The sequence below is a fragment of the Kosakonia pseudosacchari genome (genome assembly GCF_900184035.1).
Classification (GTDB): Bacteria; Pseudomonadota; Gammaproteobacteria; order Enterobacterales; family Enterobacteriaceae; genus Kosakonia; species Kosakonia pseudosacchari.
The window spans coordinates 638,222-651,840 of sequence record NZ_FXWP01000013.1; the positions used below are offsets into that span (position 1 = coordinate 638,222).

Consider the following 13,619-nt stretch of genomic DNA (forward strand, 5'->3'; position numbering starts at 1 on the left):
CCCACCCCGGGCGCTGGCAGAGGTATTGTCGATGACCGACACCACCGCATTTATCACTCTTGAGAATATCAGCAAGCGATTCCCGGGCGTGCTGGCGCTGGATAATGTGAATTTAACGCTGGAGAAAGGCGAAGTTCACTGTCTGGCGGGGCAAAACGGCTGCGGAAAGAGCACCATCATCAAAGTTATCTCCGGTGTTTATCACCCGGAAAAGGGCGCTAACATCGCGCTCGACGGCAAGCTTTTTCACCATCTCACGCCGCAGCTCTCAGCGCACTACGGGATTCAGGTGATTTACCAGGATCTGTCGCTGTTTCCTAATTTTAGCGTGGCGGAAAATATCGCCATTCACCGCTACCTTCCCGGTGGCGATATCTGGGTGCGTCGTGGCGCGATGCGAACACAAGCGCTGGCGGCGATGGCACGCATTGGCGTGCGCCTCGATCCGGATAAAAAAGTGGAAAAACTCTCTATTGCCGACCGCCAGTTGGTGGCTATCTGCCGCGCGATTGCTGCCGATGCCCGGCTGGTGATTATGGATGAACCTACCGCGTCGCTTACCCGCCAGGAAGTAAATGGTTTGCTGCGCGTGGTCAATGAACTGAAAGCCGCCGGCATTTGCGTGGTGTTTGTCAGCCACCGTCTGGATGAAGTGATGGAAGTAGCCGATCGCATCAGCGTGATGCGCGATGGCAAACTGATTGGCACCTGGCCGGCAAGCGAACTGGATAGCCACGAGCTGGCGTATCTGATGACCGGCCAGCGTTTTCACTACAGTCCGCTGCCGGAAAAACCGCCAGTGGATCAATTACCCATGCTGGAGCTGCGTCATCTGAGCCGCAAAGGTAAATACCGCGATATCAATCTGTCACTGCGCAGCGGCGAAATTGTGTCGATTGTCGGGCTTTTGGGGGCCGGGCGTACCGAATTGTGCATGAGCCTGTTTGGCATGACCAGGCCGGAAGATGGCGAGATCCGCATCAATGGTACGCCGGTGACACTGCGTAACAACCATGACGCGATTCGCCACGGCATTGGTTATGTGTCAGAAGACCGGCTGACGCAAGGGCTGATTATGGAACAGTCGATTTATGACAACACCATCGTCACGGTGTTCGACAAGCTGCACACGCGCAGCGGGTTGCTTGATCACGCGAAAGCCGGGCAACTGGTGGCCGATCTGATTCGCGAGCTGAATATCAAAGTCTCCGATGCACAGTTGCCGGTGAAAACACTTTCCGGCGGCAATGCGCAACGTATCGCCATCGCCAAATGGGTTGCCACGCAGCCGCGCATTCTGATCCTGGATTCGCCCACGGTTGGCGTAGACATCGCCAACAAAGAGGGGATCTACCAGATTGCCCGTCAACTGGCGGAGCAGGGGATGGCGGTGCTGATGATTTGTGACGAAATCCCGGAGGCTTACTACAACAGCCATCGCGTGCTGGTGATGCGCCAGGGGGAACTGGTGGCAGAGTTTAATCCGCACCGTTGCACAGAGCAGGAAATTGCCGAGGTGGTCAATGCGTAACGCGTCCTTTACCCGCCTTGTCGGGCAACATGAATTCTGGCTGGGGCTGTTGGTGATCGCGCTGGCGATTTTTCTCAGCGTGCGCACCGACGAGTTTCTCTCCCTCGGCAATCTGACCGATGTCGCCACCAGCTACGCCATTCTCGGGATCCTGGCCTGCGGGCTGTTTGTGGTGCTGATTTCCGGCGGCATCGACATTTCGTTTCCGGCAATGACCGCCATTGCCCAATACGCCATGGCCAGTTGGGTGATTGCCCACGGCGGTAACTTCGCGCTGGCATTGGGGCTGTCGATGGCGGTCGGGCTGCTGCTTGGCCTGGTCAACGGCTTCCTGGTCTACTGGCTGCGCGTGCCTGCCATCATCATTACCATTGCCACGCTGAATGTTTACTACGGCCTGCTGGTCTATGCCACCAAAGGGACGTGGCTGTATGGTTTCCCGGACTGGTTTATGAACGGCATCAACTGGTTCTCGTTCACCGCCGCCGACGGCTACGACTATGGACTGACACTGCCGCTGCTCTGTCTGGGCGCGACGATTATTCTGACTGCCGTGTTAATGAATTACACCCGGTTGGGCCGCCAGATTTATGCCATGGGCGGCAACCGCGATGCGGCGTCACGCCTGGGGCTGAACCTGCTGAAGCTGCATTTCTACGTCTACGGTTTTATGGGCATTCTCGCGGGGGTCGCGGCCGTAGTGCAGGCGCAAATCACCCAGTCTGTTGCCCCCAACTCGCTGCTGGGGTTTGAGCTGACGGTACTGGCCGCGGTGGTGCTTGGCGGCACCAGCATGTCCGGCGGGCGCGGTACGCTGACCGGTACGCTACTGGGCGTTGTGCTGCTGGCCTTCTTGCAGAACGGCTTAACGCTGCTGGGTGTCTCCTCTTACTGGCACACGGTGTTTAGCGGCGCGATTATTCTGGTGAGCATTAGCGCCACCGCGTGGAACGAAAAACGCAAACTTGCGAGGGAGTTATAAGATGAAATCCATCGTCCGAATTCTGCCCGGTGATGCCATCATCCGCTTGCAATGCGTGATTATCATCGTCGTGGCGCTGGTTTTCTCTGCGCTGCTCGGCAGCCGTTTTTTCAGCGTCGCTAACTTCCAGTCGATTGGCTCGCAGCTGCCGATTCTGGGCATGCTGGCGCTGGGCATGGGCATTACCATGCTGACCGGCGGCATTAATCTGTCGATCATTGCCAGTGCGAACGCCTGTTCGCTGGTGATGGCGGCGGTGATTGTTAGCCACCCGGATAACCCGCTGTTCCTGGCGCTGGCGTTACTCGCCGGTCTGCTGGTGGCGGTGGCGATTGGCGCACTGAACGGTGCGCTGGTGGCGTGGATTGGCGTTTCGCCGATTCTGGCAACCCTTGGCACCATGACGCTGATTTCCGGGCTGAATATTCTGCTTTCAAATGGCACGGTCATTTCCGGTTTTCCGGCGGCCATTCAGTTCCTCGGCAATGCCACGCTGCTGGGTATTCCGGTTGCGCTGTTGCTGTTTATTCTCGTTGCGCTGCTGCTGTGGGTACTGCTTGAACATACGACGCTTGGGCGCAGTCTTTATCTGGTTGGCTCGAACGAGCAGGCCACGCGTTTCAGCGGCGTTAACACCGTGCGCGTGCAGATTTCGGTCTATATCATCTCCGCGCTGTTGGGCTGGGCGGCCGCCATTTTGATGATGGCGAAGTTCAATTCGGCGAAAGCGGGCTACGGTGAGTCTTATCTTCTGGTGACCATTCTGGCTTCGGTGCTGGGCGGCATTAACCCGGACGGCGGTTTTGGCCGCGTGCTGGGGCTGGTGCTGGCGCTGGTGGTGCTGCAGATGCTGGAGAGTGGCTTTAATTTGTTGGGCATCAGCAGTTATCTGACGATGGCGCTCTGGGGCGCGGTGCTGATCCTCTTTATCGCATTACAAAATCGAAAAGCCTGAGAGCGGGAGAAAAAGAATGGCGAGCTACTTTATTGGTGTGGATGTTGGCACCGGCAGCGCACGTGCAGGCGTCTTTGATCTGACCGGCAGAATGGTCAGCCAGGCGAGCAGGGCGATTGAGATTTACCGCCCGCAGGCCGACTTTGTTGAGCAATCTTCCGACAATATCTGGCAGGCGGTGTGCAACGCGGTACGCGATGCGGTGAACCAGGCGGACATTAACCCGATTCAGGTTAAAGGCCTCGGCTTTGACGCGACCTGTTCGCTGGTGGTGCTCGACAAAGAGGGCAACCCGTTGACCATTAGCCCTTCCGGTCGCAGCGAGCAGAACATTATTGTGTGGATGGATCACCGCGCCATCTCGCAGGCGAACCGTATCAACGCCACGCACCACCGGGTGCTGGATTACGTGGGCGGGATCATCTCGCCGGAGATGCAAACGCCGAAATTGCTGTGGTTAAAACAGCACATGCCGAACACCTGGGCCAACGCCGGATATTACTTCGATCTGCCGGATTTTCTTACCTGGCGGGCGACGGGCGATGACACCCGATCCCTGTGTTCCACGGTGTGTAAATGGACCTATATGGGTCATGAGGATAAGTGGGACACCAGCTATTTCCGCCAGATTGGCCTTGAAGATTTGCTGGAGCACGACGCGGAGAAAATCGGCCGCTACGTGAAAACCATGGGCGAGCCGCTGGGTCGCGGGCTGACGCAGCGTGCAGCGACAGAAATGGGGCTGATGCCCGGCACGGCGGTCAGCGTGTCGATTATCGATGCCCACGCAGGCACGCTGGGAACGCTCGGCGCCAGCGGACCTTCGGGTGAAATGGCGGATTTCGACCGGCGTATCGCGCTAATTGGCGGCACCTCTACTGGCCATATGGCGATTTCACCGCAGGCGCGCTTTATCGGCGGCGTGTGGGGACCTTACTACTCGGCGGTGTTACCAGGCTACTGGCTCAACGAAGGCGGGCAGTCGGCGACCGGGGCGTTAATCGACCATATGATCCAGTCCCATCCCTGTTACGAAACGCTGCTGGCTCAGGCGAAAGCGCAAGGGCAAACCATCTATGAAGTGCTGAATGCGCTGCTGCGCAAGATGGCGGGCGAGCCGGAAAACATCGCGTTTTTAACGCGTGATATTCACATTTTGCCGTACTTCCACGGTAACCGTTCACCGCGCGCGAACCCGACGTTAACCGGCGTGATCAGCGGGTTGAAACTGTCGCGTACGCCGGAGGATATGGCGCTGCATTATCTGGCGACCATTCAGGCGATTGCCCTCGGTACGCGGCATATTATTGAAACCATGAATCAGAGTGGTTACAGCATTGACACGGTAATGGCGAGCGGCGGTGGCACCAAAAACCCGATCTTTGTTCAGGAACATGCTAATGCCACCGGCTGCGCGATGTTGTTGCCGGAAGAGAGCGAAGCGATGCTGCTCGGCGGGGCAATGATGGGCACCGTGGCGGCGGGCGTGTTTGACACTTTCCCGGAAGCCATGTCGGCGATGAGCCGCATTGGCAAGACGGTGACGCCGCAAACTAACCGCATCAAGCAGTATTACGATCGCAAATACACGGTCTTTCATGAGATGTACCAGGATCACATGAAATACCGCCAACTGATGCAGGAGGAGGCATGAGCGACAGCTGGCGTCAGGCCTGCGACGGCTGGCAAATCTATAGCGAAGAGATGGCGGCGTTAAGCCACCATCTTAACGATGCGCTGTGGAATTCATTAATGGCCGAGCTGCGGGGTTGTCGCGGCAAAATTGCGGTTACCGGCGTGGGAACCTCCGGCATTGCGGCACGCAAGATTGCTCATATGCTGGCGTGCGTCGAACGCCCGGCCATCTATCTGAATGCCACGGATGCCGCGCACGGTGATTTGGGGTTTCTGGATAGCAACGACCTGGTCATTATGTTGTCGCGCGGCGGTAATTCCGATGAGCTCACGCGGCTGCTGCCGGGGCTGGCACAAAAGGGCGTGCCGCTGATTAGCGTGACGGAAAACGCCGATTCCGCTATCGCCCGGGCCGCGCGGCTGGTGATTTCCACCGGCGTGCAGCGCGAAATTGATCCGCTTAATATGCTGGCGACCACTTCCATCGTGCTGACGCTGGCGATTTTCGATGCCGCCTGCGCCTGCCTGATGAGCGAAAGCGGCTATTCAAAAGAGACGTTACTGGCGGTGCATCCCGGCGGGGATGTCGGGTTGACGCTCAGAAAAAAAGCGCCGTAAGGCGCTTTTTTATTGTCATTTCCAGACGGTTTTTCAGGAATGGACAACATCAGCCAATCGTCATTAAGCTGGCGTTGCCACCGGCAGCGGCGGTATTAACACTCAGCGAGCGTTCTACCCACAGGCGTTCAAGCAGGATGTTGGTTTCACCACGTGCAAAGCCCTGTACCGACACAATCGCGCCATTGCGTGCGGCGACGTTTTCGCACAGCGCCACCAGTTGGTCGGAATCGCCGTGGAAAATCACCGCATCAAACGTCTGCGCCATTAACGCATCGGCTTTGGCGAACTGAATACGTTTGCTGACGCTTTCCGGCAACTGTTTTGCCAGCGTGCGGTGCAACGTATCGTCCGGCCACAGCATCTGGCTGCCGCAGGCGATGACGGCTGCAAGTTGAATCAGCGCGTCCTGCTCGTTATCCGCCACGCACAGTACCCGCTCGCGCGGTGCCAGCGTCCAGCTATTGCGTTCACCCGTCGGGCCTTGCAGCAGACGCTGGGTTCCGGTCTGCGCCAGTTCGCCAAACTGCGTACACAACTGTTGCAGCGCGGAGTTATCTTTCGCCCACGCACGCAAGGCTTCCAGCGGTTGCTGCAGCGACGTTTTAAGCTGAGCATCCAGTGGGTGTTGTGCATCATGCCGGGCGAGGGTTTTCAGCACCGCGTTTTCCGGGCGGCTTCCCAATAAGCGATAGAGATAGAGTGGCCCACCGGCTTTCGGCCCGGTGCCGGACAACCCTTCGCCGCCAAACGGCTGCACACCCACCACGGCGCCCACCATATTGCGATTCACATACAGGTTACCTACGTGGGCATTGCCGGTGACCTGGGCGATAGTTTCATCGATACGGGTATGCACGCCGAGCGTCAGGCCATAGCCGGAGGCGTTGATCTGCGCGATTAACTGATCCAGCTGGTTACGGTGATAGCGAACAACGTGCAGCACCGGGCCGAAGACCTCTTTTTTCAGCTCGTCAAAACTTTCCAGTTCAATCAGCGTCGGCGGGACAAAGGTACCGGTGCGCCATTCGCGCGCATCTTCGCTGTTTTCACGTACCGCCTGGAACACCTTGCGGCCTTTCGCCTGCATGGTCTGAATATGTTTATCGATATTTGCTTTCGCTTCGGCGTCGATCACCGGGCCGATATCGGTGGTCAGTCGGCCAGGGTTACCCATGCGACACTCTGCTATCGCGCCGCGCAGCATGGTCAGCGTGTGATCGGCAATGTCATCCTGCAAGCAGAGCACGCGCAGGGCTGAACAGCGCTGGCCTGCACTATCAAACGCGGAGGCCAGCACATCGATAACTACCTGTTCGGTGAGCGCGGAGGAGTCGACAATCATTGCGTTCATGCCGCCGGTTTCAGCGATAAGCGGCGTCGGGCGGCCCTGCGCATCAAGGCGCGTGGCGATACTGCGTTGCAGCAGCGTCGCCACGTCGGTAGAACCGGTAAACATCACGCCGCGCACGCGCGGATCGGCAGTCAGCTGTGCGCCGACAGTTTCACCGCGCCCTGGCAGTAACTGTAAAACACCTGCCGGGACACCGGCTTCAAGCAGAATGGCCACGCCCTGAGCGGCAATCAGCGGTGTCTGTTCGGCAGGTTTTGCCAGCACGCTGTTGCCCGCCGCTAACGCTGCCGCGATCTGACCGGTGAAAATCGCCAGCGGGAAGTTCCACGGGCTGATACACACCACCGGCCCCAGCGGGCGATGCGTTTCGTTATCGAAATCCGCACTCACCTGGCCTGCGTAGTAGCGCAGGAAATCGACCGCTTCGCGCACTTCGGCAATGGCGTTGCTGAAGGTTTTACCCGCTTCACGCACCAGAATGCCAATCAACGACTGCATCTGATCTTCCATCAGCACCGCGGCGCGCAGCAGAATAGCGGCGCGCTCCTGCGGCGGCGTGGCAAACCAGATCGGCGCGTGATTAACCGCGTTTTCCAGCGCCTGGTTAACCTGCGCTTCGCTGGCTTCCACCACATAGCCAACGGTGTCTTTTGGTTCGGCAGGGTTAATCACCGCGACGGGTTCGCCGTCCATGACCACCTGTTCCAGCGTCGGGCGGGCGTACCATTTCTGCGCCGCGCTGGCGAGCAGCGAGGAAGAGAGCGAGGCCAGCCGGTGTTCGTTCGCCAGATCCAGGCCCGCCGCATTGATACGGCCTTCGCCATACAGCGCACGGGGCAGGGCGATTTTCGGGTGCGGTAAACCGACCTGACCTTCCTGGGCGGCGATTTTTTCCACTTCGCTCACCGGATCGGCAACCAGCGCGTCCAGCGGCAGCGTATTGTCGGCGATGCGGTTGACGAACGAGGTATTCGCGCCGTTTTCCAGCAGACGGCGCACCAGATACGCCAGCAACGTTTCGTGGGTGCCGACCGGCGCATAAATGCGGCAAGGGCGGTTCAGTTTGCCATCGGCCACTTTGCCGACCACTTGCTCATACAACGGTTCGCCCATGCCGTGCAGGCACTGGAATTCGTACTGACCCGGATAGTAGTTCTGCCCGGCTAGCTGGTAGATAGCTGCCAGCGTATGGGCGTTGTGGGTGGCGAACTGCGGATAGATGAGGTTCGGCACCGCGAGTAATTTTTTCGCGCAGGCGAGGTATGAAACATCGGTGTACACCTTGCGGGTATAAACCGGGTAGCCTTCCAGCCCTTCCATTTGCGCGCGTTTGATTTCACTGTCCCAGTAAGCGCCTTTTACCAGGCGGATCATCAGACGGCGGCGGCTGCGTGTCGCCAGATCAACAAGATAATCAATGACAAACGGGCAGCGCTTCTGATAGGCCTGAATGACAAAACCGATGCCGTTCCAGCCTGCCAGTTCCGGCTCGAAACAGAGTTTTTCCAGCAGATCGAGGGAGATTTCCAGACGATCGGCCTCTTCGGCGTCAATGTTAATACCGATGTCATACTGGCGTGCCAGCAGGGTAAGGGATTTCAGGCGCGGATAGAGCTCATCCATTACACGGTCGTATTGCGCACGGCTATAGCGCGGGTGCAGGGCGGATAACTTAATTGAAATCCCCGGCCCTTCATAAATGCCGCGCCCGTTGGAGGCTTTGCCAATGGCGTGGATGGCCTGCTGGTAAGAAACCATATACGCCTGCGCATCTGCTGCGGTCAGCGCCGCTTCGCCCAGCATGTCGTAGGAGTAACGGAAGCCTTTCTCTTCCAGTTTGCGCGCGTTCGCCAGCGCTTCGGCGATCGTTTCGCCGGTAACAAACTGTTCACCCATCAGGCGCATCGCCATATCCACACCTTTGCGGATCAGCGGCTCACCGCTTTTGCCAATAATACGATTCAGCGAATGCGAGAGATTGGCTTCGTTATGCGTGGAGACCAGACGGCCAGTAAACAGCAGCCCCCAGGTGGCGGCATTGACGAACAGTGACGGGCTGCGGCCAATGTGTGACTGCCAGTTACCGTTGCTGATTTTGTCGCGGATCAGCGCATCACGGGTGGCTTTGTCAGGAATGCGCAGTAACGCTTCGGCCAGACACATAAGCGCCACGCCTTCCTGCGAGGAGAGGGAAAACTCCTGTAACAGGCTTTGCACCATGCCGGCACGGCCGGAGGCGGTTTTCTGGTTACGCAGTTTTTCCGCTAACTGATACGCCAGCTTATGGGCATTTTCCGCTACCGGCTGCGGCAGGCGGGCTTGTTCCAGCAACATTGGCACGGCATCGGTTTCCGCCCAGCGCCATGCGCCGGTAATGGCGGCGCGGGAAACGGACTGCGGCAGGATCTGTTCGGCAAAATCGAGAAACGGCTGGTGGCTGTCATCAACCACAACGGCACTGTCGTCTTCCTGCGCGGTGGCTGATGCGGCTGCCAGTTCCGGCAGGCCTTCGTTGTTTTCCAGCTTTTCCAGAAAATTGAAGATGGCTTGTTTAATCAGCCAGTGCGGTGTGCGGTCGATACTGGCTGCAGCGGCTTTGATCCTTTCGCGTGTTGTGTCATCAAGCTTGACCCCCATGGTGGTGGTGCCCATGCTTTGCTCCTGTTTTTTACGTTGTTTTGCGGTTCAGGCAGAAATATCCATCATGTTGCAACTTTGTGCAACCTTGTTAAATGTGACTTGGCTGGCAAGGTAAGAAATGAATGAAATGTTAACGACTGGTTATTGCTAAGGGCGCTGAATAATTCGCTGGCAAAGCAGGTTTTATGCGGCAGATAACACTTTTTAAAGGTGCAACCTTTAAAAGTGTGACAGGGTGCAACCTATAGGAAATTGTTATCAGGGCCGGGATGAATTTGATGTAAATGCTGTGTTAAATCAATTGTGAATAAGTGAGGCATCCGGCAGGATACGGGCGCTTCAAATAATCTATACGCCCCATCGCCCCGTTCCGGCGCTGGATAAATGCGGCAAACAGCCTTTGCCGACGAAGGATCCTGGAGACTTTTTAATGGCAATAAGCACACCGATGCTGGTGACTTTTCTTGTTTATATCTTTGGCATGATACTTATCGGTTTCGTCGCCTGGCGTTCGACGAAAAACTTCGATGACTATATTCTCGGTGGCCGCAGCCTTGGGCCGCTTGTCACTGCGCTGTCGGCGGGGGCATCGGATATGAGCGGCTGGCTGCTGATGGGGCTGCCGGGCGCGATTTTTATCTCTGGGATCTCTGAAAGCTGGATCGCCATTGGCCTGACACTGGGTGCGTGGATTAACTGGAAACTGGTGGCCGGACGTTTGCGCGTGCACACCGAGGTGAACAATAACGCGCTGACCCTGCCGGACTATTTCACCGGTCGTTTTGAAGATAACAGCCGCCTGCTGCGGATTATCTCGGCGGTGGTGATTCTGGTGTTTTTCACTATCTATTGCGCTTCCGGCATTGTTGCCGGTGCGCGCCTGTTTGAAAGCACCTTCGGCATGAGTTACGAAACCGCCCTGTGGGCCGGTGCCGCCGCCACGATTATTTACACCTTTATTGGCGGTTTCCTGGCGATCAGCTGGACCGACACGGTGCAGGCCAGTTTGATGATTTTCGCGCTGATCCTCACGCCGGTAATTGTCATTATTTCCGTCGGCGGTTTTGGTGATTCGCTGGAAGTGATTAAGCAAAAAAGCATTGAAAACGTCGATATGCTGAAAGGCTTGAATTTTGTCGCCATCGTCTCGCTGATGGGCTGGGGGCTGGGTTATTTCGGCCAGCCGCATATTCTGGCGCGTTTTATGGCCGCCGATTCACATCACACCATTGTTCATGCGCGTCGCATCAGTATGACGTGGATGATCCTGTGTCTGGCAGGCGCGGTGGCGGTGGGCTTTTTCGGCATCGCTTATTTCAGTAACAACCCGTCGGTAGCCGGGGCAGTTGATCAAAACGCCGAGCGCGTGTTTATCGAGCTGGCGCAAATACTGTTCAACCCATGGATTGCCGGGGTGCTGCTGTCGGCGATCCTCGCCGCCGTGATGTCAACGCTGAGCTGCCAGTTGCTGGTGTGCTCCAGCGCGATCACCGAAGACTTCTACAAAGCGTTTTTGCGTAAGGGCGCGAGCCAGCGCGAGCTGGTATGGGTAGGGCGCGCAATGGTGCTGCTGGTGGCGCTGGTGGCGATTGCGCTGGCGGCGAACCCGGAAAACCGCGTGCTGGGTCTGGTAAGTTATGCGTGGGCGGGCTTCGGGGCGGCGTTTGGCCCGGTGGTGCTGTTCTCGGTGATGTGGTCGCGTATGACGCGTAACGGCGCGCTGGCGGGAATGATCATCGGCGCGGTGACGGTGATTGTCTGGAAACACTACGCCTGGCTGGATCTGTATGAAATCATTCCGGGCTTTGTTTTCGGCAGTATCGGCATTGTGGTGTTTAGCCTGCTGGGCAAAGCGCCTTCCGCGCAGATGCAGCAGCGTTTTGCCGAGGCAGATGCGCATTACCGCTCTGCGCCGCCATCGCGTTTACAGGCTGAATAAATAACCGCTTATGAAAAACCCGCTGCGGCGGGTTTTTTTATTGCTAAATAATTGTAATTACGCTGTTATCTCACAACGAATAACAATGAGGATAGCGACATGACGTTAACGACAGGGTTCACTGCACTGATGATGGCGGGTTTACTGGCGGGGTGTGTTTCGCCAGCGGGAAAACACCCGAATGCGGCTGCGCAAACCTGCAAAGCGGAAAACCAGATGCAGCAAACCACGCTCTATTACGGTTTAACCCGCCAGGGCGGCAAAGCGATTACCGCGCAGGAGTGGCAGCAGTATGTGGATAACGATGTCACACCGCGTTTTCGTGACGGGTTGACCACATTTGATGCGCAGGGACAGTGGCTGGGTAGCAACGGGAAAGTGTCGAAGGAACCAAGCAAAGCGCTGATGCTGATCCACAGTGTGGATGCGCAAAGTGACACGAAAATTGATGCGCTGCGTGATATCTACAAATCACGCTTTGCCCAGGAATCGGTGATGCGCGTCGATCAGCCGGTCTGCGTGCAATTCTGATGTAATGCCCCCTCCCGCAGGAGAGGGGCATTTTTTTACAGCACGACGCCCGCAAATGCCGCTGAGAGCAAACTCACCAGCGTTGCGCCGTACACTAAGCGCAGACCAAAACGGGAAACCGAATTTCCCTGTTGCTCGTTCAACCCCTTAATTGCCCCTGCCACAATGCCGATCGAGGCAAAGTTGGCGAACGATACCAGGAACACGGAAAGAATACCCAACCCGCGCGGTGTCATCTGCGCGGCGATTTTTTGCAGCTCAATCATCGCCACAAATTCGTTCGCCACCAGTTTGGTCGCCATGATACTGCCGGCATTCAACGCATCGCCAAGCGGGATACCAATCAGCCATGCCAGCGGATAAAAGACATAGCCGAGGATCTGCTGAAAACTGATACCGAACAGTGTGGAGAAGAGGGCGTTGACGGCGCTAATCAGCGCAATAAAGCCAATCAGCATCGCCAGAATAATCATCGCCACTTTGAAACCCGCGAGGATGTACTCGCCGAGCATCTCAAAGAAGCTTTGCGATTCGTGGAGTTTTTCCAGTTTGACCTCGGCTTCCGCTTCCGGGCGCGTCGGGTTAATCACCGACAGCACAATGAAGGTACTGAACATATTGAGGACTAGCGCGGCGACCACATATTTCGCATCCAGCATGGTCATATAAGCGCCGACAATCGACAACGACACCGTCGACATCGCCGTTGCTGCCATGGTGAACAGGCGGCGCGAGGAGAGATCCGCGAGAATGCCTTTATAGGCGATGAAGTTCTCCGACTGGCCGAGGATCAGCGAGCTGACAGCATTGAAAGATTCCAGTTTGCCCATGCCGTTCAGTTTCGACAGCAATGTGCCTATCAAACGAATAAAAATGGGCAGAATACGCCAGTGCTGCAAAATGCCGATCAGCGCGGAGATAAAGACGATAGGGCACAGCACGCCGAGGAAGATAAATGCCAGCCCTTTTTCGCTCATTCCGCCGAAGACAAAGCTGGTGCCTTCGCCCGCGAATTTCAGCAGCGCTTCAAAGAAGCCGGAAACGTATTTAATCAGCGTTAATCCGCTTTGCGCGTGCAGGAAGAACCACGCCAGCGCCAGTTCAATGACAATTAATTGCAGGATGAAGCGAAAACGAATGTGCCGGCGGTCGAAACTCACCAGCCAGGCCAGCGCGAGGATCACCACCAGCGCCAGCAAAAAATGGAAGAAGTTAGTCATGTCTTTAATTTTGCAGGTAAACGAAACGGGGCGTTTATTTAGCCATAGCGCCGGAGTGGGGTAAATATAAAGTTAAAGATTTGTAAGCTATGTTTTTGCTTTATTTCAACTGCTTCCGCATAACGCATAAACCGCACGGTTAGCCTGCTACGCGGTTACATCCAGTTATCATTCTCAACATTTTTCGCTTGAGTTTCCTTGCGCCGTAATGATA

The 13,619-nt window shown here is 56.7% G+C and carries 9 protein-coding genes; 7 read left to right on the top strand and 2 right to left on the bottom strand.

Annotated features, from left to right (window positions below; translation table 11 throughout):
* Window positions 1-31 precede the first annotated feature (31 nt).
* Genes BN2591_RS13040 through BN2591_RS13060 form a run of 5 tightly spaced genes read left to right on the top strand, consistent with a single transcriptional unit; the run spans window position 32 to window position 5,721 of the window.
* Window positions 32-1,531, top strand: coding sequence for a sugar ABC transporter ATP-binding protein (locus BN2591_RS13040; RefSeq protein ID WP_086872064.1), 1,500 nt, complete (start codon window positions 32-34; stop codon window positions 1,529-1,531).
* Complete coding sequence (locus tag BN2591_RS13045; RefSeq protein ID WP_086872066.1) at window positions 1,524-2,513, top strand: ABC transporter permease; 990 nt, start codon at window positions 1,524-1,526, stop codon at window positions 2,511-2,513. Before BN2591_RS13040 ends, BN2591_RS13045 begins: the two co-directional genes overlap by 8 nt.
* 1 nt (window position 2,514) lies before the next feature.
* Window positions 2,515-3,468: an ABC transporter permease gene (locus BN2591_RS13050; RefSeq protein ID WP_086872068.1), complete on the top strand. Its 954-nt coding sequence runs from the start codon at window positions 2,515-2,517 to the stop codon at window positions 3,466-3,468.
* A 16-nt stretch (window positions 3,469-3,484) separates the two neighbouring features.
* Complete coding sequence (locus BN2591_RS13055) at window positions 3,485-5,122, top strand: FGGY-family carbohydrate kinase (RefSeq protein ID WP_086872070.1); 1,638 nt, start codon at window positions 3,485-3,487, stop codon at window positions 5,120-5,122.
* A complete protein-coding gene (locus BN2591_RS13060; protein ID WP_086872072.1) occupies window positions 5,119-5,721 on the top strand; it encodes a KpsF/GutQ family sugar-phosphate isomerase in 603 nt (200 codons plus the stop codon). Before BN2591_RS13055 ends, BN2591_RS13060 begins: the two co-directional genes overlap by 4 nt.
* A 49-nt stretch (window positions 5,722-5,770) precedes the next feature.
* On the opposite strand, the gene putA is transcribed toward BN2591_RS13060, so the two are convergent.
* Window positions 5,771-9,727 carry a trifunctional transcriptional regulator/proline dehydrogenase/L-glutamate gamma-semialdehyde dehydrogenase gene (gene putA, locus BN2591_RS13065; RefSeq protein ID WP_086872074.1) on the bottom strand — a complete coding sequence of 1,319 codons (3,957 nt, stop codon included), beginning with the start codon at window positions 9,725-9,727 and terminating at the stop codon, window positions 5,771-5,773.
* Window positions 9,728-10,145: 418 nt separating this feature from the next.
* Between putA and putP the strand changes: the two genes are divergently transcribed.
* The gene (gene putP, locus BN2591_RS13070; RefSeq protein WP_086872076.1) at window positions 10,146-11,654 is read left to right on the top strand and encodes a sodium/proline symporter PutP; all 1,509 of its coding nucleotides are present in this window, start codon (window positions 10,146-10,148) and stop codon (window positions 11,652-11,654) included.
* 99 nt (window positions 11,655-11,753) lie between these two features.
* Window positions 11,754-12,185: a DUF3574 domain-containing protein gene (locus tag BN2591_RS13075; protein ID WP_086872080.1), complete on the top strand. Its 432-nt coding sequence runs from the start codon at window positions 11,754-11,756 to the stop codon at window positions 12,183-12,185.
* Window positions 12,186-12,220: 35 nt separating this feature from the next.
* Here BN2591_RS13075 and BN2591_RS13080 read toward each other — a convergent pair whose 3' ends face one another.
* The gene (locus BN2591_RS13080; protein WP_086872082.1) at window positions 12,221-13,405 is read right to left on the bottom strand and encodes a NupC/NupG family nucleoside CNT transporter; all 1,185 of its coding nucleotides are present in this window, start codon (window positions 13,403-13,405) and stop codon (window positions 12,221-12,223) included.
* Window positions 13,406-13,619 lie beyond the last annotated feature (214 nt).

Coding starts and splice junctions, on each gene's coding strand:
- BN2591_RS13040 (WP_086872064.1), top strand. CDS start 32: ATGACCGACACCACCGCATTTATCACTCTTGAGAATATCAGCAAGCGA.
- BN2591_RS13045 (WP_086872066.1), top strand. CDS start 1,524: ATGCGTAACGCGTCCTTTACCCGCCTTGTCGGGCAACATGAATTCTGG.
- BN2591_RS13050 (WP_086872068.1), top strand. CDS start 2,515: ATGAAATCCATCGTCCGAATTCTGCCCGGTGATGCCATCATCCGCTTG.
- BN2591_RS13055 (WP_086872070.1), top strand. CDS start 3,485: ATGGCGAGCTACTTTATTGGTGTGGATGTTGGCACCGGCAGCGCACGT.
- BN2591_RS13060 (WP_086872072.1), top strand. CDS start 5,119: ATGAGCGACAGCTGGCGTCAGGCCTGCGACGGCTGGCAAATCTATAGC.
- putA (WP_086872074.1), bottom strand. CDS start 9,727: ATGGGCACCACCACCATGGGGGTCAAGCTTGATGACACAACACGCGAA.
- putP (WP_086872076.1), top strand. CDS start 10,146: ATGGCAATAAGCACACCGATGCTGGTGACTTTTCTTGTTTATATCTTT.
- BN2591_RS13075 (WP_086872080.1), top strand. CDS start 11,754: ATGACGTTAACGACAGGGTTCACTGCACTGATGATGGCGGGTTTACTG.
- BN2591_RS13080 (WP_086872082.1), bottom strand. CDS start 13,405: ATGACTAACTTCTTCCATTTTTTGCTGGCGCTGGTGGTGATCCTCGCG.